The sequence below is a fragment of the Streptomyces sp. 11x1 genome (genome assembly GCF_032598905.1).
Lineage (GTDB): Bacteria > Actinomycetota > Actinomycetes > Streptomycetales > Streptomycetaceae > Streptomyces.
The window spans coordinates 4670342-4691821 of sequence record NZ_CP122458.1; the positions used below are offsets into that span (position 1 = coordinate 4670342).

General features: G+C 71.4%; 22 protein-coding genes. 8 read left to right on the forward strand and 14 right to left on the reverse strand.

All coding sequences use genetic code 11. From position 1 onward, the window contains the following. Positions 1-89: 89 nt before the first annotated feature. The 3 genes from P8T65_RS20350 to P8T65_RS20360 all read right to left on the reverse strand — a co-directional run bounded on the left by P8T65_RS20350 (position 90) and on the right by P8T65_RS20360 (position 4045). Complete coding sequence (locus tag P8T65_RS20350) at positions 90-2768, reverse strand: serine/threonine-protein kinase (RefSeq protein ID WP_316731647.1); 2679 nt, start codon at positions 2766-2768, stop codon at positions 90-92. Between the two features lie 201 nt (positions 2769-2969). Next, positions 2970-3437, reverse strand: a complete 468-nt coding sequence (locus tag P8T65_RS20355; protein WP_316726703.1) for a MarR family transcriptional regulator — start codon at positions 3435-3437, stop codon at positions 2970-2972. Next, positions 3434-4045: a DJ-1/PfpI family protein gene (locus P8T65_RS20360; protein WP_316726704.1), complete on the reverse strand. Its 612-nt coding sequence runs from the start codon at positions 4043-4045 to the stop codon at positions 3434-3436. Before P8T65_RS20360 ends, P8T65_RS20355 begins: the two co-directional genes overlap by 4 nt. A gap of 240 nt (positions 4046-4285) precedes the next feature. On the opposite strand from P8T65_RS20360, the gene P8T65_RS20365 reads away from it, so the two are divergent. The 4 genes from P8T65_RS20365 to P8T65_RS20380 all read left to right on the forward strand — a co-directional run bounded on the left by P8T65_RS20365 (position 4286) and on the right by P8T65_RS20380 (position 9719). After that, on the forward strand, positions 4286-5641 hold the full coding sequence (locus P8T65_RS20365; protein ID WP_316726706.1) for an aspartate aminotransferase family protein: 1356 nt from the start codon (positions 4286-4288) through the stop codon (positions 5639-5641). A gap of 178 nt (positions 5642-5819) precedes the next feature. Beyond that, positions 5820-6518, forward strand: coding sequence for a GntR family transcriptional regulator (locus tag P8T65_RS20370; RefSeq protein ID WP_316726707.1), 699 nt, complete (start codon positions 5820-5822; stop codon positions 6516-6518). Next, the gene (locus P8T65_RS20375) at positions 6515-8971 is read left to right on the forward strand and encodes a glycosyltransferase family 2 protein (RefSeq protein WP_316726708.1); all 2457 of its coding nucleotides are present in this window, start codon (positions 6515-6517) and stop codon (positions 8969-8971) included. The genes P8T65_RS20370 and P8T65_RS20375 overlap by 4 nt, the downstream gene beginning before the upstream one ends. Positions 8972-9068: 97 nt before the next feature. Then, positions 9069-9719: a hypothetical protein gene (locus tag P8T65_RS20380; protein ID WP_316726709.1), complete on the forward strand. Its 651-nt coding sequence runs from the start codon at positions 9069-9071 to the stop codon at positions 9717-9719. A gap of 22 nt (positions 9720-9741) precedes the next feature. Here the strand turns inward: P8T65_RS20380 and P8T65_RS20385 are convergent, their stop codons facing one another. Continuing rightward, a complete protein-coding gene (locus P8T65_RS20385) occupies positions 9742-10035 on the reverse strand; it encodes a DUF3303 family protein (protein ID WP_316726710.1) in 294 nt (97 codons plus the stop codon). Between the two features lie 130 nt (positions 10036-10165). Continuing rightward, positions 10166-11449 (reverse strand): adenylosuccinate synthase, encoded by a 1284-nt coding sequence (locus P8T65_RS20390; protein WP_184905509.1) that lies wholly within the window; start codon positions 11447-11449, stop codon positions 10166-10168. A gap of 199 nt (positions 11450-11648) precedes the next feature. On the opposite strand from P8T65_RS20390, the gene P8T65_RS20395 reads away from it, so the two are divergent. Further along, positions 11649-12791 carry a diacylglycerol kinase family protein gene (locus tag P8T65_RS20395; RefSeq protein ID WP_316726711.1) on the forward strand — a complete coding sequence of 381 codons (1143 nt, stop codon included), beginning with the start codon at positions 11649-11651 and terminating at the stop codon, positions 12789-12791. Between the two features lie 95 nt (positions 12792-12886). Here the strand turns inward: P8T65_RS20395 and P8T65_RS20400 are convergent, their stop codons facing one another. After that, entirely contained in the window at positions 12887-13258 is a 372-nt protein-coding gene (locus tag P8T65_RS20400) for a peptidase inhibitor family I36 protein (RefSeq protein WP_316726713.1), read from the reverse strand. Beyond that, positions 13255-13848, reverse strand: a complete 594-nt coding sequence (locus tag P8T65_RS20405) for a hypothetical protein (protein ID WP_316726714.1) — start codon at positions 13846-13848, stop codon at positions 13255-13257. Before P8T65_RS20405 ends, P8T65_RS20400 begins: the two co-directional genes overlap by 4 nt. Before the next feature lie 600 nt (positions 13849-14448). On the opposite strand from P8T65_RS20405, the gene P8T65_RS20410 reads away from it, so the two are divergent. Beyond that, on the forward strand, positions 14449-15084 hold the full coding sequence (locus P8T65_RS20410) for a hypothetical protein (protein WP_316726715.1): 636 nt from the start codon (positions 14449-14451) through the stop codon (positions 15082-15084). A gap of 175 nt (positions 15085-15259) precedes the next feature. On the opposite strand, the gene P8T65_RS20415 is transcribed toward P8T65_RS20410, so the two are convergent. From P8T65_RS20415 to P8T65_RS20430, 4 genes are all read right to left on the reverse strand, one after another. After that, positions 15260-15400, reverse strand: a complete 141-nt coding sequence (locus tag P8T65_RS20415) for a DUF397 domain-containing protein (RefSeq protein ID WP_316726717.1) — start codon at positions 15398-15400, stop codon at positions 15260-15262. 110 nt (positions 15401-15510) lie between these two features. Next, a complete protein-coding gene (locus tag P8T65_RS20420) occupies positions 15511-16722 on the reverse strand; it encodes an IS110 family transposase (protein ID WP_316723618.1) in 1212 nt (403 codons plus the stop codon). A 150-nt stretch (positions 16723-16872) separates the two neighbouring features. Beyond that, positions 16873-17091, reverse strand: coding sequence for a DUF397 domain-containing protein (locus tag P8T65_RS20425; protein WP_316731648.1), 219 nt, complete (start codon positions 17089-17091; stop codon positions 16873-16875). Beyond that, positions 17073-17630 carry a DUF5753 domain-containing protein gene (locus P8T65_RS20430; protein ID WP_316726719.1) on the reverse strand — a complete coding sequence of 186 codons (558 nt, stop codon included), beginning with the start codon at positions 17628-17630 and terminating at the stop codon, positions 17073-17075. The genes P8T65_RS20425 and P8T65_RS20430 overlap by 19 nt, the downstream gene beginning before the upstream one ends. Positions 17631-18221: 591 nt before the next feature. Here P8T65_RS20430 and P8T65_RS20435 point away from each other — a divergent pair. Then, positions 18222-18434 (forward strand): hypothetical protein, encoded by a 213-nt coding sequence (locus P8T65_RS20435; protein ID WP_316726721.1) that lies wholly within the window; start codon positions 18222-18224, stop codon positions 18432-18434. A 40-nt stretch (positions 18435-18474) separates the two neighbouring features. Here P8T65_RS20435 and P8T65_RS20440 read toward each other — a convergent pair whose 3' ends face one another. Both P8T65_RS20440 and P8T65_RS20445 read right to left on the reverse strand, forming a co-directional pair. Then, positions 18475-19350, reverse strand: coding sequence for a hypothetical protein (locus P8T65_RS20440; protein WP_316726723.1), 876 nt, complete (start codon positions 19348-19350; stop codon positions 18475-18477). Positions 19351-19417: 67 nt separating this feature from the next. Next, positions 19418-19921, reverse strand: a complete 504-nt coding sequence (locus P8T65_RS20445; RefSeq protein ID WP_316726725.1) for a hypothetical protein — start codon at positions 19919-19921, stop codon at positions 19418-19420. A 135-nt stretch (positions 19922-20056) separates the two neighbouring features. On the opposite strand from P8T65_RS20445, the gene P8T65_RS20450 reads away from it, so the two are divergent. Continuing rightward, positions 20057-20530, forward strand: a complete 474-nt coding sequence (locus tag P8T65_RS20450) for a DNA-binding protein (RefSeq protein WP_316726727.1) — start codon at positions 20057-20059, stop codon at positions 20528-20530. On the opposite strand, the gene P8T65_RS20455 is transcribed toward P8T65_RS20450, so the two are convergent. Further along, a complete protein-coding gene (locus P8T65_RS20455; protein ID WP_316726729.1) occupies positions 20527-21435 on the reverse strand; it encodes a LysR family transcriptional regulator in 909 nt (302 codons plus the stop codon). The genes P8T65_RS20450 and P8T65_RS20455 overlap by 4 nt on opposite strands. Between the last annotated feature and the right edge of the window lie 45 nt (positions 21436-21480).

Genomic DNA, 21480 nt, shown 5'->3' on the forward strand with positions numbered 1-21480 from the left:
CTGGTCACGCAGTTCCCCGCGCCCCTGGAAATGAGCGGGGCTGCGCCCCGGCTTTTTCCAGGGCACCCGAAAGCCGTAGCCCGAACCTCTCAGCCCGTCTTCGCGTAGGTCACCGACTTGCCCGCCGTGTCGACGCGGCGGAGTTGTCCGTCGGGCAGGAGGGTGACGGTGGTGGCGGCACCGGGGGAACAGGACTCGGCCGGTTCGCCGGTGGTGACGGTGGAGGGGCCGATCCGGAGCGGACCGTCGTCGTCCGGTTCGTCCGTCAGCGTCGCCTCGAACACGCAGTGGTACGTGCCGCCGCCTTCGAGCGGTCCGTCCGCCGTGAGCGAGAGCACCGTGTCGCCGACCTCGCCCTGCCGGATGAAGAGCCGGCGAGTGTTCGCACCGTCGAGCGTGGCGTCCCAGGTGCCGAGGAAGTCCTCCGGGATCGTGCCCGCGTCGGGCGCCTCGGTGGTCGGGTCCGCCGAGGTCGCGGGGTCCGTGGGCTCGTCGGACGTCGGCCCCGGCGTCTCGGGCGCGCTCGTCGTCGTACCGCCCTTCGCGTCGTCCTTCTCGCCGCCGTCGCCCCCCTTCTTCATCAGCGCGTACACCGAGCCGCCCGCGCCGAGGGCGACCACCAACGCGACGGCGACGAGCAGCACGGAGGCGCCCCGGCTCCCGCGCTCCGGTTCGGGACCCCCGCCGAGGCCCGTCCCGGCCCCGGGCCCGTAGGGGGGCTCCGATCCGTAGAGGGGCTCCGGCCCGTACGGCGGGGTCGCGCCCAGCCCCGCCCCGGCGGCGCCTCCGGGCCCCTGACCGCCGCCGTACGGCTGCTGCCCGTACGCCCCGTACGGCGCCTGCGGTCCGCTCTGTGGGTAGCCGTAGGCGGGGCCGAGGGCGGGGCCGGGGGCGGGGTGCCGGCCGTAGCCACCGGCGGGCTGCTGGGTGTACGGCTGCGGGAAGCCATAGCCGGCGGGCGCGGGCCCCGGGTTGTAACCACCGGGTGCGGCGGCGGGCCCGGGTGGGGCCGCGGGAAGAGGCGGCTGTGCGGCGGGCGCCCCCGCGACGCGTGTCGGCATCCGGTCCGACGGCTCCCCACCCGGCGCCCCCGGCGGAGGCGGCACGGCACCCTCGGGCGGGGCGGCGGGGTGATCGGCCGGCGAGCCGGGGGCGGCGCCGGGAGCTGCCGCCCCAGCCGCCCCACCCGAGTGCGGGGACGGGGAAGTGCCCGACGCGGCCCCCGAACCACCGTACGGAGAATGCGGATCACCCAGCGGATACACGGGCGGAGCCGACGGCGGCCCGGCGGCCCCGGCCGGGGGCGCGGACGCGGGACCGGCGGACGGTGCACCGGCCGACGGCGACTGCTGGGCAGCGGCACCGCCCGCCAGGTTCGCGGCGGCGGCCCCCGACGGGCTCGCCGACGGCCCCGAGGGCGGAGCGGACGGCGCGGTCGCGGGCGGAGTCGACGGCGGGGTCGACGGCGGAGTGGGGAAGTCAGGGGACTGGCCCGGCGCCTCCGGGTGCGGGCCCGCGGCGGGCGGGGCCGAGGCCGAGGAAGCCGCTGCGGTCGGCTGCCCGAAGTGGCCGGAACCACCGGAAGCCGTCGGCCGACCGCCTCCCCCCGGACCTCCCGGCGCGCCGAAGCCACCGCCCGGCCCGCCCGGCACACCCGGCCCACCCGCAGCCGCCGCGCTCGCCGCTAGCGCCGGGCCTCCCGCCCCGCCAATACCTCCGGCAGCCCCTGCCCCCCCTGGAACCCCGGGCACTCCGGAAGCCCCCAGACCTCCCGCTCCCGGCCGCCCGGGCTGCCCCGATCGACCAGTCTCCCCAAGCTGCCCCGGCTGCCCCGTCCCCCCGCTCTCCTCCGGATCCTCGGCCTCCAGCAAGCGCACCGCGTGCCGGCCGAGTTGGGCGACCAGGGCGCTCGGCAGCCACGGGTCGCGGGAGCGGCCCGCGAAGACCGTGTCCTCGGCGCCGGTGCGCTGGAGGATCTGGGCCAGGGTGGGGCGGGCGGCGGGGTCCTTGCGCAGGCAGTCGCGGACGATGTCGTAGAGCCCCTCCGGCAGCCCGTCCAGGTCCGGTTCCTCCTGGGCGATGCGGTACATCAGCGCGTGGACACCGGAGTTGGCGGCGCCGAACGGCAGGTTGCCCGTGGCGGCGTAGGAGAGGACGGAACCGAGGCAGAAGATGTCGCAGGCGGGGGTGACGCGGTCGCCGCGCACCTGTTCGGGCGCCATGAAACCCGGCGACCCGACGAGCGCGCCGGTGCGCGTCAGTCCGCCGTCCGTGACGGTCTCCAGCGCCCGCGCGATCCCGAAGTCGATGACGCGCGGCCCGTCGATGGTCACCAGGACGTTGGACGGCTTGAGGTCGCGATGGATGAGCCCGGCCGCGTGGATGTCCTCCAGCGCGTGCGCGAGCCCGGCCGCGAGGATGCGTACGGACCGCTCGGGCAGCGCCCCGTGGTCACGCCCCACCACGGCCTGGAGGGAGGGCCCGGCGACATACCCGGTGGCGACCCACGGGACCCCCGCCTCGGTGTCCGCGTCCAGCACCGGCGCGGTCCAGTACCCGCCGACCTGCCGCGCGGCCCGCACCTCCTGCCGGAACCGCGCCCGGAACTCCTCCTGCTCCGCCAGCTCCTGCCGGACCAGCTTGACGGCGACGGTACGGCCGCGCTCGGACCGGGCCAGGTACACGTTCCCCATGCCGCCGGCCCCCAGCCGGGCGAGCAGCCGGTACGCCCCGATCCGCTGCGGATCTCCGGGCCCGAGCTTCTCCATGGCCACCGTCCCCCTGATTCCCCGTGCCGCCCCCGCCGCGTCCGTGGACGCGTGCACGTATCCGTGTCTCCGTGCATCCGTGTGCATGTACGTACGGGTACGTCGCCTACGTCGGCAACCTCATCAACGTCGTCTACGTCGCGTACGTGTGCAACGGACCGATCGTAGTGCGGCCGTGCGGGGAGGCGGATGGGGCGGTGTCTACGGTTCCGTAACAGCGTCCGGTGGCGCCGCGAGGTCGTCCAGGACGGCCGACAGCCGTTCCAGCGCCCGCACGGTCGCCGCGAACTCCTCCTCCCCCAGCGCCCGGGCGAGACGGGCGGCCAGGGCCGCGTGGCCCGGGTCGATCCGCTCGATCGCCGCGCGGCCGGCGGGCGTCGGCGTGAGGAGCTTGGCGCGACGGTGGGCCGGGTTCGGCAGGTACACGGCAAGCCCCCGGTCGACGAGGAGATCGGCGACCCGCTGGACGCTCTGCCGGGTGATGCCCATGGCCCGGGCGACCCCGGCGACCGGCAACGGCTCGGGCAGCACCGCGCCGAGCACCTGCCACCAGGCGGCCGTGAGCCCGGCTGGGCTCGCCAACTCGTCGGCCACGGAGAGGAACTGGCCGTTGAGGCGGAAGACGCCGAGGGCGGCGCGGCTGAGGAGGTCCTGCTGCTCGCGGCTCACCGGGCCGCCGCCTCCAGCACGGCGTACGCCTCCGCGTCGGAGTCGTGGAAGAGGCGGTACCAGGCGTCGAGGACCTCGCCCTCATAGACGCCGAGGAGACGGAGGACCTCGCGGGCGAAGGCGACGGGTTCGGTGGGGCCGGCGGTGACGAGCAGCCCGGAGCCGTCGGTGACGGCGTCCGCGTCGACGTACCGCTCACCGCCGCCGTACCCGGTGGCCGCGAGGTAGAAGGGGGCCGCGCTGGTGTGGTCCCGGTCGTCCAGCAGCCCTTCGCGGGCGAGACCGGCGGTCGCGCCGCAGATCGCGGCGACGGGTACGCCGGCCGCGAGGAACTCCCGCGCCTTCCGGGCGAACGGGGCGAGCGTGTCCCCCGTGTCCCACAGGTCCGCGCCGGTGAGGACGAGCAGGGAGCTGTCCTCGGGCCGCAGCCCTTCCAGTGCCGAGTCGGGCTGGATCCTCACCCCCGCGATCGTCCGCACGGCGTCGGCCCCCTCCCCGACCGTCCGGACCTCGTACCCGCCCCGAGCGAGCCAGGCGGTGGTGTGCCCCGTCTCCCAGTCGGCGTAGGTGTCGTACACGGCGAGATGAACGGGCTTCCGATTCGTCATGACAGCATGCTGACATAGTGACAGTGGGCTGTCAATTGGGAGCGGGGGGCGGTCGCTCGACTGCGGCCGAGTGGGGCTTCTCGCGCAGTTCCCCGCGCCCCTAAAAGCAACGGCCCCTGCGGGCCTTGCGAGGACGGGACGGGCAGAGGCGGCGGGGGCGACACACTGTCGCGCTCACCGAGCCGCACGCAGACACAAAGCCGATGTCCCCCACCCACCACCCACCCCTAGCCTCACCCCATGACCCCTCGCCCCAACCCCCAGGCCGGCGCCCAGGTGAAGGCCACGGACCGCGCGCACGTCTTCCACTCCTGGTCCGCACAGGAACTCATCGACCCCCTCCCCATCGCCGGCGCGGAGGGCTCCTACTTCTGGGACTACGACGGCAACCGCTACCTCGACTTCACCAGCGGCCTCGTCTACACGAACATCGGCTACCAGCACCCCAAGGTCGTCGCGGCCATCCAGCAGCAGGCCGCCACGATGACGACCTTCGCCCCGGCGTTCGCGGTCGAGGCCCGCTCCGAGGCCGCCCGGCTCATCGCGGAACGCACCCCCGGCGACCTGGACAAGATCTTCTTCACCAACGGCGGCGCCGACGCGGTCGAGCACGCCACCCGCATGGCCCGCCTGCACACCGGCCGCCCCAAGGTCCTCGCCGCGTACCGCTCGTACCACGGCGGCACCCAGCAGGCCGTGAACCTCACGGGCGATCCCCGCCGCTGGGCCTCCGACACCGGCACGGCGGGCGTCGTGCACTTCTGGGCGCCGTTCCTCTACCGCACCCGTTTCCACGCGGAGACGGAGGAGCAGGAGTGCGCCCGCGCGCTGGAGCACCTGGAGACGACGATCGTCTTCGAGGGGCCGTCGACGATCGCCGCGATCATCCTGGAGACCGTCCCGGGCACCGCCGGGATCATGGTCCCGCCGCCGGGCTATCTGGCCGGGGTCAGGGAGCTGTGCGACAAGTACGGGATCGTGTTCGTCCTCGACGAGGTCATGGCGGGCTTCGGGCGGACCGGCACCTGGTTCGCGGCGGACCTCTTCGACGTCGTGCCCGACCTGATGACCTTCGCCAAGGGCGTGAATTCCGGCTACGTCCCCCTCGGCGGGGTCGCCATCTCCCCCGCGATCGCCGAGACCTTCGCCCGCCGCCCCTACCCCGGCGGTCTCACGTACTCCGGCCACCCGCTGGCCTGCGCCGCCGCCGTCGCGACGATCGGCGTGATGGAGGAGGAGGGCGTCGTCACCAACGCCGCCGCCCTCGGCGCCACCCTCGTCGGGCCCGCCCTCCACGAACTGGCCGACCGTCACCCCTCCGTGGGCGAGGTGCGCGGCACCGGCATGTTCTGGGCGCTGGAGCTGGTGCGGAACAAGGAGACCCGCGAGCCCCTCGTCCCCTACAACGCGACCGGTGAGGCGAACGCCCCCATGCTGGCCTTCGGCGCGGCCGCCAAGGCGGGCGGCCTGTGGCCCTTCATCAACATGAACCGCACCCACGTCGTGCCCCCGTGCACCATCACCGAGGCCGAGGCCAAGGAGGGGCTGGCCGCCCTGGACGCGGCGCTGTCCGTGGCGGACGAGTACACCGCGTGACGCCGTGACAGGCGGCGGTGCCGAGCGGAAGGGCTGAAACTTCTCCCGCGAACCCGAACGCGTAAGGTGACGTGCTCGTAAGAGAAATCGGAAGAGAACTCGGAAGAGAACTCGTAAGAGAGCTCGGAGAGCACGCACAGGACGCGTACGCGTACGCGGATGGGGGACCCAGACCACGATGCCCGGCACCGGCGGCGGCACTGGCGCCGTGACCCGCAGCACCCTGCGGCAGCAGCTCGCGGACGCGCTCCGTGACGAGGTGCTGGCCGGCAGACTCAAGCCCGGGCAGGAGTTCACCGTCAAGGAGATCGCCGAGCAGTACGGTGTCTCGGCGACGCCCGTGCGCGAGGCGCTGGTGGATCTGTCCGCGCAGGGGCTGCTGGACGCCGTGCAGCACCGTGGCTTCGAGGTCCGCGCGTACTCGGTGGCCGACTACCGGAACATGGTCGAGGCCCGCATCCTGATCGCCGACGGCATGTTCCGGCGGCTCGGCGACCGCAAGGTCGACCCGCGTACGGCGGCCGCGCTCGCCGGGATCCGACGGCGCGGCGAGGAGGCGCGGCGGGCCGCGACCGCCGGGGACCTGGACATCCTCATCGGCTACGACCTGCGGTTCTGGCGTGAGTTGAGCGCCCTGTTCGGCAACCCGTACCTCACCGACTTCCTGCACCGGCTGCGCGTGCAGTCCTGGGTGTGCGCGGTGCAGTACCTGCGGCAGGGCAGCCACGGGACGGACGACCTCAAGGGCCGGCTGTGGGCCGACCACACCGATCTCGTCGACGCCCTCAGCCGCCGGGACGCGCAGAGCGCGCAGGAGATCATCGCCGGTTACGACGAGCAGTCCCTGACGCTTGTGGAACGACTGGCGGACGGATGAGCCCGACCCCGAAGACGGGCGGCGGGCAGCTGAGCGTCGACCTCTCCGTGGTCGTCCCCGCCTACAACGAGCAGGACCGTCTCGCCCCCACGCTCGACGCGATCATCGGTCATCTCTCGGCCACCGAGGCCGCCGCCCGCTGGGAGATCATCGTCGTCGACGACGGGTCGACCGACGCGACGGCCGAGGTCGTGGCCGCCGTCACCGCCCGCGACGCACGGGTGCAGCTGGTCTCCGGCGGGCCCCGCAACCGGGGCAAGGGGCATGCCCTGCGGCTCGGTGTCCTCGCCTCGCACGGCCGTCGGGTGCTGCTCACGGACGCCGATCTCTCCGCGCCCATCGACGAGTTGGAGCGGCTCGACAAGGCGCTCTCCGACGGCCACACCGCGGCGATAGGCTCGCGCGAGGCGCCCGGCGCCAGCATCGAGCGCCACCAGCACCGGCTGCGCGAGACGCTCGGCCGGGCCGGCAACTTCCTGATACGCGGCGTCGCGGTGCCCGGCATCCGAGACACCCAGTGCGGCTTCAAGCTGTTCGACGGCGACCATGCCCGCGAGGCCTTCGCCGCCTCCCGACTCGACGGGTTCGGGATCGACGTGGAGATCCTGCGGTACTTCCACCGCAACGGCTGGCCCGTCGCCGAGGTCCCCGTCCGCTGGTCCCACCAGCCCGGTTCGAAGATCCGCCCGAGCGACTACGCCCGGGTCCTCGGCGAACTCGCCGCCCTGCGGGCCCGTTCCGTCCGCCGGGCCGACGTCCTCGCGGTCCTGGGCCTCCTGCTGCTGGCGGTGACCCTCTACATCGGCCGCTGGATCGATCCGAACGGCCGCTACCTCCCCGACTCCCTCCAGGACCAGAACCAGTGGGAGTGGTTCTTCGCCGTCACGGCCGACAACCTCGTCCACTTCCGCAACCCGCTGTTCACCACCTTCCAGGGCTTCCCCGACGGCGTGAACCTGATGGCCAACACCGTCATGCTCGGCCTGTCGGTGCCCTTCGCGCCCGTCACGCTCCTCCTCGGCCCGGCGGTCTCGCTCGCCCTGGTCATGACCCTGGGCCTCGCCGCCACGGCAGCCGCCTGGTACTGGCTGATCGTCAAACGGGTCGTACGGCACCGGGGCGCGGCCTTCGCCGGAGCGTCCCTCGCCGCGTTCGCGCCGCCGATGGTCAGCCACGCCAACGCGCACCCGAACTTCGTCGTCCTGTTCATGCTCCCGCTGATCGTCGACCGGGCGCTGCGCCTGTGCACGGGCGCCCGGACCCGGCGGGACGGGATCGTCCTCGGCCTGATGGCGGCCTACCAGGTGTTCCTCGGCGAGGAGCCCCTCCTCCTCGCCGCGATGGGCATGCTGCTGTTCGCCGTCGCGTACGGCCTGGTGCGCCGGGACGTGGCCCGCGCGTCCTGGCGCCCGCTGCTGACGGGCCTCGGCATCGCGGTCGTCGTGGCCCTCCCCCTGGTCACCTTCCCGCTCTCCTGGCAGTTCTTCGGCCCGCAGAGCTACGGCAACATCGCGCACGGCGCGAACTCCGGCAACAGCCCGCTCGCGCTCCTCTCCTTCGCCGAACGCTCCCTCCTCGCGGGCGACCGCGACCGCGCGGACGCGCTCTCCCTCAACATCACCGAACAGAACGCCTTCTACGGCTGGCCCCTGGTCCTGCTGGCCCTCGGCATCGTCGTACGGCTGTGGGAACGCCCCCTGGTGAAGGCGCTGGCCGCCACCGCCTTCGCCGCCGCCGTGCTCTCCCTCGGCCCCGAGTTCCGCCTGCCGCAGACGGACCTCGTCCTGCCCGGCCCATGGGCGCTGCTGGCGGAAAAGCCGCTCTTCGAGTCGGTCGTCGAGGGCCGGGTGGCGATGATCTGCGCCCCGGTGCTGGGCATGCTGCTGGCGATCGCCTGCGAACGGCTGGCGGCGGCCCCCTCCCTCGGCACCCGCTACGTCGGCTTCCTGGCCGTCACCCTCGCCCTGCTGCCGATCGTCCCGGCCCCCCTGAAGTCCGTGGACCGCGCCGAGGTCCCGGCGTTCTTCGCGGACGGCACGTGGCGGTCGTACGTCGACGTCTCGGCCGGCGAGACCCTGGTGCCGGTGCCGCTGCCGGACCCGGGCAACGCGGAGGCGCTGCACTGGCAGACCACGGCGGGCTTCGGGTTCCGGATGCCCGGCGGCTACTTCAACGGCCCGTTCGGCGAGGACCGGGTCGGCATCTACGGCGCCGTCCCCCGCCACACCTCCAACCTGCTGCGTGACATCCGCTACACCGGCAAGGTCCCGGTGATCGGGGAGAACTGGCAGGCGCAGGCCCGCAGGGACTTCGCGTACTGGCACGCGGGTGCGCTGGTCCTGCGCCCGCAGCCGTACGACGCGCAGTTGCGGGAGGCCGTGGACAAGCTGATCGGCCGACCCGGGAGGTGGGTGGCCGGAGTGTGGGTATGGGACCTGCACCAAGGGGACTGAAGGCGCGTGCAGCGACTACGCTTCCCTGACCACTGTGTGCCGTACGCGAACGTATCCCTACCGTGCGTGTGCGGCCGGATGACCGAGGAGTTCTCTTTTGGCCTGTGACCTCTGGTTGGTCCCGCTCGTCGACGTGCTGTGCCACACGCCCGACAACCCCTTCGCCGAGGAACTCGCGCTCTACAACAAGCTGCTGGGCGAGGCCGGTCTGCCACCGGTCCCGGTGTACCAGTACATGCCGGGGCTGACCGGGGAGGTCGCCCCCGTCGCGGGTTTCGACTACGACGCGCTGCATTTCCTGCGTCGCGCCTACCTCTTGCAGGTGTGCGGACTCGCGGTGACCCCGGTGGACGCGCTGGGCGGGGACTACGAGCAGCTCCTGGAGATGTTCGAGGGCACGGCCCAGCAGTCGCACCTGGTGTGGCACTACGACCATGCGGGCGCCTACGTCCCCGTCGACTTCCCGCAGCCCCTCTCCAGCGACGAACTCCTCGCCGGCGGCGGCCCCCTGGGCTCCTCCCAGGGCCTCCTGCGGGAACTGGAGTTCGTGGCCCCGGCCATCGGCATCGACCCGGCGAACCCCCCGTCACCGCCCGAGGCGCCACTCGCGCCCACGGAGTTGGAGGAACCGGCCGTCCCGGCGCCCTACGACCCCAGCCCGTTCGCCCGTGAACGGCACGTCTGGTTGGGCCTGCACGCGGCGACGACCCGCAGCCTGGCGCAGGGTTCGATGATCGTCTTCAGCTGAGCCCGGTTCTCGACACTTGGGCTCACCGCCCCAGGGCCGCGAGGCCCTTCTGCATGTCCTCCGCGTTCATGACCGGGGTGTACGTGACCTCGGCATCCAGTTCGAGGAAGAACGGCTCGGCGATGGCGGGCATCTGTGAGCTGTCCTGCATGTCGAAGACCAGGTAACAGGCGCGGTGCCCGTTGTCGGCGGTGAAGTACGCGGCCTCCGGCTTCACCTGCTCCATGGAGGCCTGCATCAGCTTCCCCAGAGTCCCGTTCCGAATGGCCTCGTTGGACTTCTCGGTGTCGAGCCGGGCCTTGAGCATCATGCGCATCGCAGTCACTTCCTCCGGTCGCCCGATATGCGCATATCTGCGCACATTCCCAGAATAGGACCGGCCGGGCACGTCTGCGCGTGCTCGGCCGGTGTGGGGACGCCCTTGTGTGAGCGAGGAACGGCTGCGGCTAGATGAACGAGTTGATCTCGATCGTCTCGTCGCGGCCCGGGCCGACGCCGATCGCGGAGATCGGGGCGCCGGACATCTCCTCCAGTGCCTTGACGTACGCCTGGGCGTTCTTGGGCAGGTCGGAGAAGGACTTGGCCGAGGTGATGTCCTCGGACCAGCCCGGCAGGGTCTCGTAGATCGGCTTCGCATGGTGGAAGTCGGACTGCGAGTACGGCAGTTCCTCGACGCGCTTGCCGTCGATCTCGTACGCGACGCAGACCGGGATCTGCTCCCAGCCCGTGAGGACGTCGAGCTTGGTGAGGAAGAAGTCCGTCAGGCCGTTCACGCGGGTCGCGTAGCGGGCGATGACCGCGTCGAACCAGCCGCAGCGGCGGTCACGGCCGGTGGTCACACCCCGCTCGTGGCCGATGCGGCGCAGCGCCTCGCCGTCCTCGTCGAACAGCTCCGTGGGGAACGGACCGGCGCCGACGCGGGTGGTGTAGGCCTTGAGGATGCCGATGACCCGGCTGATCTTCGTCGGACCGACGCCCGCGCCCGTGCAGGCGCCGCCGGCCGTCGGGTTCGACGAGGTCACGAAGGGGTACGTGCCGTGGTCGATGTCCAGGAGGGTGCCCTGGCCGCCCTCGAACAGGACGACCTTGTCCTCCTCCAGCGCCTGGTTCAGCACCAGGACGGTGTCGGCGACGAACGGCGCCAGCTTCTCGGCGTAGCCCAGCAGCTCCTCGACGACCTGGTCCACGGCGATCGCGCGGCGGTTGTAGAGCTTGGTGAGGAGCTGGTTCTTGACGTCGAGGGCCGCCTCGACCTTCTGCGTCAGGATCGACTCGTCGTACAGGTCCTGGACCCGGATGCCCACGCGGTTGATCTTGTCGGCGTAGGTCGGACCGATGCCCCGCCCCGTCGTGCCGATCTTGCGCTTACCGAGGAAACGTTCCGTGACCTTGTCCACGGTGACGTTGTACGGCGTGATGATGTGAGCATTGCCGCTGATCAGGAGCTTGGACGTGTCGACGCCGCGCTCGTTCAGACCGCTCAGCTCGGAGAGCAGGACCGACGGGTCGACGACGACTCCGTTGCCGATGACCGGCGTGCAGCCGGGGGAGAGAATCCCGGAAGGGAGAAGGTGGAGGGCGTACTTCTGGTCACCCACGACTACCGTGTGGCCGGCGTTGTTGCCGCCCTGGTAGCGCACCACGTAGTCGACGGATCCGCCTAGCAGGTCCGTCGCCTTTCCCTTGCCTTCGTCACCCCACTGAGCACCGAGCAGCACAAGTGCGGGCACGCGCGTACACCCCTTCCGGGCGGGGCATGTCCATGGTCGGGGGCGTACGCGATGGCTTGTTACCGTCGCGTGCGCCGCGCGACCGTCGTTGGCCGCACACTGTGGACCCGGATGCCCCGGAATAGACGAAGCCCCTGGCGCAATAGCGCAAGGGGCTCTTGCACAAAGATGCTACCCGAGGAAGCGAGGCAGGACCGAGGTGGCGACTGACGACCAGCTCCTCGTGGTCATCGACCCCCTCGCCCGTCGCACGGACGGCGAGGCCGTACGGATCGCGAAAGACGTGCTCAGCGCGGGTGCGGCGAGTACGAAGGTGTGCCTTCCGGAAGGGCCCGAGGAATTCGCGCGGGCGCTCTCGCGACGCGGCTCCCGGCGCCCGGTGGTGGTCGGCGACGACCGCGCGCTGCTGCGGGCGGTGTCTCATCTGCATCGGCGGCGGGAGCTGGCGGGGTGCGCGCTCTCCCTGGTTCCCGTGGGTACCGCCCTGGGTCTCGCCCACTCCCTGGGCGTGCCCCCCGGCGCGGTCGCGGCGGCCCGCGCCGCACTCGACGGAGTCGAACGGCGGCTGGATCTGCTCGTCGACGACAGCGACGGCGTGGTCCTGGGCGCCCTGCGCATCCCGGCCCTGCCGGGCGTGCCGCCGCGGGACACGCCGGAGGCGGGCGGGCCGGCGGCTGGCGCGGCCCCGCCGGGCCCCGGCAGGGGCAAGGCCGCCCCCGGATCCGACCGGGGCACGGCTCCGGGGCGGACCGGGACGGCCTCCGGGACAGGGACGGGCCCCTCCGGAACGGGCCCCTCCGGAACCGGCTCCTCGGGTACGGGTTCGGGGGCGGGCCGGGAGGCGGGCAGTGGCGCGGGGCCGGACGGGGCGACCCGGTCCGGAGAAGGGTCGGCCGAAGGTTGTGCGTCACCGCCGTCGGGCTCCGGCTCCCACTTCTGGCTGCGCGCCTGGCCGCAGTCCCTCGCCCGTACGTTGTCGACGCGTCCGGCGATACCCGCCCGGATGTCCCGTCCGCTGCGGCCCTCGCGCATACGGGTCGCCGCCGGGGGCGGGCCCGGGCCCTCGCGGCTGCGGGTGGAGGTGGACGGGGTGATCCTCGTCGACCTAGACCAGCCCGTGGAGACCGTGTCGGTGATGCCCGGTGTCGACGGCGGCGCGGACGTCGAGATCCGGCCGGTGTCGGTGGGCGCCGAGGCGGCCCCGCTGCTGGCGACCGGCCACCGGGTGACCGTCTCCGGCGCGGACTTCCGCTACCGGGCGGACTCCCTGGTGGCGGGTCCGGTGCGGACGCGGACGTGGACGGTACGGGAGGCGGCGTGGGGGCTGACGCTGCCGGGGTGAGAACGGTTTGGGTGCGGCGGGTGCGCCGCGGGCGTGCGTGGGGCGCCAGGCGGGTGCCGGGCGCCCCTGAGTCATCGGATCACTGGGTCACAGGGTCAGCAGCTCATGGCCCAGGTGTGGGAGTCGCCGTTGTCGTTGGCGGCGCCGTTGTAGCCGACCTCCTGGCCGGGGGTGAGGCAGATGGTCATGTGCCCGCCGAGCTGCGCGCGGGAGTACACCTTGACGTGGTCCTTGACCCCGGGTCCGGAGACGCCGTGGTTGGCCCAGGAGGAGTCCTCGTCGGCGATGTTGCCCTCCCACCAGCGGTCGTCGCCGGGCCACTCGACCTTCATGCCGCCGAAATCGGCGTCGGTCCAGACACAGAAGTTGCCGGTGCCGCAGGCGGCGGCCTGAGCCGGCACGGACGACGCGAGAACCAGTCCGGCGGAGAAGAGCAGGGCGGAGAGGAGGGCGGTGAAGCGCTTCACTGTGGTGGATTTCCCTTCGAGGGTGGGGGGTTGGTGTTGCCGGTACTACCGATCAGAGAGGTGGCTTCGGTGAGGGCCCGGGACCGCAGCCGCCGCCATTCGGCGAGTTCCGTACGCCGGTCCGCGTGGACCTCGGCGAGGGTGCGGTCGGTGTGGGCGGCCTCGGGAGCGAGGTTGTTGACGATCGTCGACGTACGGAACCAGCGGCGCTGGTCGCCGTAGAGCCGCCGCTGGGCCTCGGCCAGGCAGCCGTCGGTGTGGGCGCGGACGACGTGCCCCGTGGGCAGCCGCAACGACAGCTCCGTACGCCCCGCGCCGAACATGGCCTCCGCGACACGCGTCCGCCCGAGGTCCGGCGAGCCGCTCTGCCCGGGGCGCGGCGGGGTGAGCCCCTGCCGGGCCAGGCAGTCGTCCGTCAGCCGCTGGGTCGCCGCCTTGATGACGTCGTCCGGGGAGAACCGGGGCGGCGGGGCCGACGCCGAGGTGGCCGGTGGGGCCGTGGAGCAGGCGGTACCGGCAGTGAGAAGCACTCCGCAGACGAGGAGGGCGGCGAGGGGTGTGGCGTGGATGGGGAGGAGGGGTCGGCGCATGGGAGGGGGTTCCCGGGGCGATCGTCGGTCAGCAGGGGCCAGCCACAGCTGACACGGCGACCCGCCCCTCACGCGCGCCGATATGCCCGTTTCCACCCCTACCGGTGAGCGCACAGGGGCGCGTGTTGCCAAGGTCGCGACCCTCACCGCAGGGCCGATGACGATATGCGCCGGGCGCCCGTACGGATGCGCGACACGCCGCCATGTTCACTTCTCGGCGAACGGATCCACGCGACGGGACGCAATGACGTTTCGCCCCGCCGTCGGCTGCTTTTGAGGAGGCGTCAGGTGCGGTTCACAGCCGCGACCTGACGTGGGGTCAGCGAGCGACCGGCCCTCGGGGCCTCCAAGAGGGTGACGACGTGTCAGCGTGCGAGGGTGTAGGCCGCACCTGAATTCGAAATACCAGCTCATTGCCCTATTTTGATAGAGCGTCAGGCACGCCGAGGGTCACCCGTCAGAGCGACAATTCATGCGGCCGTTCAGCCCCTTTTCTGGCCCCACTCCACCCCTCCTCGAAATGACAGCGGAAATGGCCGTCATTACGTTCGTTCTCGTCGGCAGGTCCTGTCGACGAGAACGAAGAGAAGGGGAAGTGCATTGCGCACTCGTAAGATCACAGTGATCGCCGCCTCCGTCGGCGTGGCAGTCGCGGCCGCCACCGGTGTCACCTACGCCAGCTCCGCCCTGGAGTCGGCCCCCAAGTCCGCCTCGGCCGTCACCGACGCCGCCCCGGCCCCCCGCGGCGGCAACGGTACGGGCACCAGCGCCGGCTCGAACGCGGCCAACGCCCCGGCCGACGCGGGTGCGTCGGACAACTTCAACGGTCCCCGGAAGGGCAACGAGGGCCGGGGCGAAGGCCGCGGCGCGGGTCGCGGCGGGCACCACCGGGACGAGGGCCAGATCCAGATCAACGAGCGTGTGTACGGCGCCGAGCCGGGGTCCTGCATCGCCGTGGTCAACGTGCGCCACCACGGGCAGGGCCAGAGCCCGAACCAGCCCCAGAACTCGAACCAGAGTCAGGACCGGAATCGGGGTCGGGAGGGCGCCGACAGCTTCAACATCCGGAACGACACCGACGGGACCGTCGAATTCTTCAACGGGATCACCTGCGACAACGGGGCTCCCGTCGCCACGGTCGGACCGCACAGTTCCAGCAGCGCGGTCGAAGGTGACCGGGAGGGACACCTCCTCATCGGCAGCTTCCGCGTCGTCGAAAACGGCCACCACTCGTGATAACCGCGAGGGCAAGCGCTCACCCCGGCATACCCAGTACCGGAAGCCCCGGCTCGCCGTAATCGAGCCGGGGTTCCGGCACGGGGGTATCCCTACGGGATGACCTTGTCCATGGTAGTCAGCACGGCACGGCCGTTCCGGCGACGCCGCCGAGAAAGGCGTGCCATCCGGTGGGCTAGATGTGCAGGAGAGGGCCGTGGGGGTTTTCGCTGTCGCGGATGACTCGACCGCCGGTGGAAACGAGGGCGACCTCGACGCATTCGCCTTGTGACGTGGAGTACGAAGACTTCCGGAAGGAGCTTATGAGCTCGGTCACGATGTCTTTTCCCTGTTACTCCGCCGCTCTGCGCCCTTGGTGGCACCAAGAAAGGCCTGCCAGGCGTGGGGGGGTGCTTCTATCTGTTCGGTCAAGGGCTGTGGGCTTGGTCAGGCTGTTTGTTCGTGCCCGGGCTGGTAGAGGGTGCGGTGTTTGAGCATGGCGTGCAGGACGTCGACGCGGCGGCGGGTGAGGCAGATGAGGGCGGCGTTGTGGCGCTTCTTCTCCGCGCGTTTCCTGTCGTAGTAGGCCCGCGATTCGGGGCTGCTCAGGGAAGCGAACGAGGCCAGGAACAGGGCCCGTTTGAGCGTCTTGTTGCCGCCGCGGGGTGGTCCTTCGCCCCGGATGGAGGTTCCGGAGCGGCGTGTGGTGGGGGTCAGTCCCGCGTAGGAGGCCAGGTGGGCGGCGGTGGGGAACGCGCTGGCGTCGCCGACCTCGGCCAGGATGCGGGCGCCGGTCCTGACCGCGACCCCGGGCATGGAGGTCAGGACCTTCGCGAGAGGGTGGGCCTCCAGCAGTGCGGCGACCCGCGTCTCCAGGACGTCCCGGCGCTTGAGGAGCACGGCGAGGGCCTCGGCCAGACCGGAGACGATCTCCCCCGCCGAGGCTGTGCCGGGAACCTGCACGGTCTGCTCTGCCAGGGCGGTGGTGATCTGGTCGGCCAGGGTGTGAGCGCTGCGCATCCGCGGGGCGGCCTGGAGCATGACCTGCGCGATCTGCTCGGTGCCGGCCTGGGCCAGCTGGGTGGGGGAGCCGTAGGTCTGCAGCAGGGCCAGGACGGCCGGGTGGCGCAGGCGGGGCCCGAGGACGCGTTCGAGTGCGGGGTGGACGGAGGTGAGCAGGCCGCGCAGCCGGTTGGAGGTGCGGGTGGCGTCCTGGGCGAGGTCGTCGTCGTGGCCCAGGACCATGGTCAGTTCGGCCCGCACGCTCTCGTCGGGATCGATGGAATGCAGCAGGTGGGGCATGGTGCGGGCGGCATCGGCGATGACGTAGGCGTCGCGAGCGTCGGTCTTGCCGGTGCCGGGGTGCAGATCGGCCAGCCGGCGCATCGACAGGCCGGGCAGGTAGGCGACTTCGCATCCACAGGCGCGGGCGACGGTGACCGCCAGGGTGCCGATGGAGGCCGGCTGGTCGACCACGACCAGGACCTTCCCCTTGCGCCCCAGGCGGTTGAACAGCTCGCGCAGCTGGGGCTCGTTGTTGGGCAGCGGTTTGTCGAAGGCCGTGCGGCCATCACGCAGCAGGGCCGTGCCGTGATGCTCGGACTTGCCGACGTCCAGGGCGCAGAAGACATCGATCGATGGGAAGTCGTTGCTGGTCACCGGGCTTTCCCTCCCCTCCCGGCACAACGGGTGGCCTGCCGGGACACCGGAGATCGGCAGCCACATTACGCAGCCCTGCCCATGGGCGGACACGCTTCCATCAGCGATCAACCGGTGCCGCCGGGACCAGTGACAGCACCCCCCGGATCATCAAGGACAGGGGCAAAGAGTCATACCGGCCCCGATGGCCACGAACCCGAACCGGGCTCTACGAAGAAGGTAATGGGCGAGGTAGAGGAGGGGGCCCTCCGAGTTCTTGCTGTCGCGGATTGCTCGGCCGCCGGTGGTGGTGACGGCGACCTCTACGCAGTTGCCCTCCGCTCCGGAGTGTGCCGACCTCCGGAAGGTACCTATGCCCTCGGGAACGATGCGTCTTCCTTGCTACTCCGCAGTGCACTCCTGATGAGCCGCGCACTGGCGTCCGGTGCCAGTGCCGCCGATCGTAGATGCTCGTGCGTATAGGCGTAAGCCGCAAGATCCTCGGGCGCCTCCAGGACCGAAGTGCCTCGCAAGTTCTCCAGGGTTACGGCTTCGACGATCGGCTCGGAGTCGAAGCTGAAGGAGGAGAAGGGGTCTGTGAGGCCGGCCATCGCCCCCGCGCTGAACGGCAGCACCTGCACGGTGACGTTCTTCCGCTTCCCGACCTCGAGGATCGCGGAGAGCTGCTCTTGATGAATGTCGTCGCTCACCAAGGGGTGGGCCACCACCGCTTCCCAGATGATGACGGCGTACGTCGCCCCGCCCTCCTCGATCTTCGCCTGGCGTCCGAGGCGTACCTTCACCAGTTCAGTGATCCGCTCGGGAGCGATGTAGTGCGGGTTGGCCGCGATGATCGCCTCGGCGTACCCCGGGGTCTGCAGAAGCCCCGGCACCAGAACCGGCTGCCACTCAGGGGGTTCCTTCGCCATGCCCGCTCTCACCCCATGTCGCGACTCCTTCCGTATCCCCAAGCGTGGAAGACACGTCCCCGAAGCCCGCGCCCGCGTGCAGCGGATCCTCAAGGACTGGGCGCTCGACGGTGAACTCGCCCATGACGTCGCCACCGTGGCCACGGAACTCGTGACGAACGCGGTCCGGCACTGCCGGGTGACCCTCGCGGAGGTCGAGGTGGTGGTGTCGGTCCGGGGCTGCGGGGGACGGCGGCCGTGGACTCGTGCTGGTCGACGCGCTCTCCGAACGATCGGGGCACGAGGCACGGCCGTTCACCAAGTGCGTGTGGGCGTACTTCGTGATCCCGGGGCGGGCAGTACGGTGAGCGCGGCGGTGCTGAGTCCGTACCGTGGGCGGTGGCGGCGTTGGGCGGCCCGCGCGGAACGGTATCGGGCCACGTACGGCCGGTGGTTGCCGTTCCCACCGCACGAACCCTGTTGGGAGAGGCGTCCGATGAGAGCGGCGCCCGTGTGGGCCGTACTCATGGATGGACCGCACGCGGATGAAGCAGACGAGGGATGCCTCGTGCGGGCGTATGTCACGGCGTACCTGGGGGAGGGACGTACGGCATGACCGACGGAACGACAGAACGAGCAGAGGGGTCCGCCCCGCCCTCCGATCCCGTCCTGGCCACGTTCAGCGAGTGGCTGGACCATGCCGTGGCCTGCGTGGACGCGTGCCGACGGGACGGGGTCTCGTGCCTGCACTCGATGCGGCTGGCCAAACGTCACCGCGCGGCCAGGAAGGCGGCGGGGGCGGCGCGGCGGATCAGCCAGGACTGAGGCCGATGACGAGGTGGCTCCGGTACGCCGAAGTCCGGAGCTACACCGTCGGCGATGCCAGGGACACCGTGATCACCAGCTGAGCCGACAGCCCGGCCGCGCGCAGCCCGTCGGCGACCAGCTCCACCAGCCACACGGCGTTGTCCGGTGACCACTCACGGGTACGGCAGCCGAACCGCGCCACCTCACGCATCCCCTGGGTGTGCAGGACACGGTCGAGGTCGAGTTCCAGTCCCGGCAAGCGGCCGTCCGTCACGGATGCATCCGTCACGGAGACGTCCGCCACGGAGTCCTGTGCCATGTCCCGCACCGCGTCGCGCACGGCGACAACGTCGCCCTCGCTCATCGCGCACTCGCCGGGGCGGCCGGAGACGGTCACCACCACCTCGTGCCGGACGTCCGGATCGGCGAGGCCGAACCACGGTGCCAACTCGGCCTGGTGGAAGGCAGTGTCGCGCTCGCCGGGGCGCAGCGGCAACAGCGCGTGCAGGCCGGTGAACGTCACCTCCCCCGCCCGGGCCAGCGTCTCGGACAGCAGCAGGGCGATCGGCCGTACGGGGAGCCTCGGGCGTACGGGGTCGGGGAGAACTCCGGCCTGGAGCCAGCCCAGTTGGTGCACCCGGCCGTCGTCGGTCCAGTCGCCGCCGACCTCCTCGTGGGCCCACGCGGTGGGCTCGTGGTGGGCCGTGACCTGGCCCTCCTCGCTCAGCCACCGGCTGACGGTCTGCCAGCCGTAGGCACCCGCCCGTTCGATCGCGAGACCGAGGACGTCCTCCTCGACGGAACTCTCGGGATCCCGCTCCACCACGCGGTCCAGCCAGGGATGCCGCTGGAGGAGGCCGTGCAGACCCACGGTCAGGGTCGGGGGAATCTCGGTCGGCAACACCCCGGTCGGGGGGATCTCCGTCGGGGACATCGCGAGCGCTCCCGGAAAACACGCGGCGCCGGGGGATTTCTCCTCCGGCGCCGCTGTCAGCTCTTCATCACGTGCCACAGTACAGCGTCTGCGTGGCGGTGATCTTCTTGTTGGAGTCGTCCGGATAGCCGACCAGGTCGACGTCGACGACGCTGCGGAAGGAGTTCCGCTGGATCAGGTTCGTGCACTTCCAGGCGGCCGACGCCCGCTTGGCGCTGCCGCCGCCGGAGTACACCGTCTTGGTGCCCGTGTTCAGCGTGCGCCAGCCGGCCCCCGACTTCACCTGGATGTCCACGGTGACCTTGGCCTTGGTCGCCGGACCGCTGATGCGCTTCCACCAGCCGTGCGCGTTGACCGCTCCGGCCACCGTGTGCGAGAAGTGGACGTTGTCGCCGCCCGTCACGAACGCGCCCACGCCCGCGGCGGCCGCGCCGGCGGCCTCGGTCTCGAGGCTGTAGGTGTGGGAGGTCTCCTGCGTGCTGTCGCCGTCGTCCGAATGTGCCGGGACCGCCGCGCCGAGAGCGAGCAGGCCGGCCAGGGCGGCGGAGGCCGCAGTCGTACGTATGCGCATGTAATTCCCCGTTGTTTGAGCGTTGTTGGTCGCCGGCCATCAGATCAACCCACGGACCTTCGCGCACATGTTTTATTTTCAAGCTCCAAGCAACAAGGCGTTGACAACAGGTTGTTTCCCTTCGGCGCTGGACCCATGACGCCGCCGAACGCTCCACAACAGCCCTCCGACACCGCCAACCCCACAGCCCCCACAGCCCCGTTCACGCCACCGAGCGCTGACGAGGCGCGGGCTCAGCGCGTCCCCGCGTCCCTGTTCCGGATCGCGGAGTGCCACGCGGCCACGGACGAGCAGCGTCGCCGCCAGACCCATCCGCATGTGCTCGGGCCCCACGAGGCGATCCGGCTGGTGTCGTTCCTACTGAGCGGCGCCGCGCTCCTCGACGACGGGGAGGACGAGGTCGACCGCGCGGACATCACCGCCGCCCTCACCCTCCTCCCCCTCGCCCGTGGCGAGATGGACGAACTGGAGGTCGGCCTACTGGAGATGGCCCGGGGCAGGGGCATGACCTGGCCCGAGATCGCCTTCGGCCTGGGGCTCCAGACTCCCCAGGCGGCAAGGCAGCGCTACGAACGCCTGGCGAGCCGCACCGAGAGGGCGGACGGCTAGGGCCTGTCCGGCGGATCTTGGCTGAGGGTCGCCAGCAGGTGTGTGACCGGGGGGCTTTGGTCGTTCTTGCGCCAGGCGACTGCGACTCTCGTGCGAGCGGTGCTGGGCTCGATCCTACGGAAGGCAACGCCTTTGAGGCGCATGCGTCGGATGCTCGCCGGGGCCAGGGAGACGCCCAGACCGGTTTCCACAAGCGCGCACACGGTCTGCCACTCCACCGCGTGCTGGGCTACCTGCGGTGTGAAGCCTACTGCGGTGCACAGCCCGGTGATCTGGTCGTGCAGCTGTGGGCCGACCGCACGGGGCAGCAGCACGAAGGGCGAGTCCGCCAGCTGTGCAAGCTGCACGGTCCGTTGGGCGGCCAATGGGTGGGCGGCCGGCAGCACGGCCACGAAGGGCTCACTGAGTATCGTCCTGAAGCCGAGCTCTGCCTCGCCGGCGGGGGGTTCGCGCAACAGGCCGATGTCGATGGTCTTGTCGTGCAGGGCGGCGATCTGCGGCGCGGTGGTCATCTCACGGATGTCCAGGTGCACGCCGGGGAACCGCTGCCGGAAGGTGCGCAGCAGGCCAGGCAGGATGGTCAGGGCGAGGGAGGCGGCAAAACCGATCCGTAGGCGGCCGGCCCGGCCGCTGCCCACGGCCCTGGCTATGGCCAGGCCGTCCGCAAGGTCGGTGAGAGCCCGCCGCGCGGCGGGCAGCAGTTCGCGGCCGACCGGGGTGAGCGTGACGCGTCCCGGTTCGCGGGTGAACAGCGCGTGACCGACCTTGTCTTCCAGTCTGCGGATCTGCTGGCTCAGCGGCGGCTGTGCGATGCCCAGGCGGGCGGCCGCGTGGCCGAAGTGAAGTTCCTCGGCGAGCACAACGAAGGCGTGCAACTGTGGGAGGGGAAGTTGGGGGCGCTCCATACGCCTAGAGATATCAGGCCATGCCTTCAGCTGTATTAGACGTAT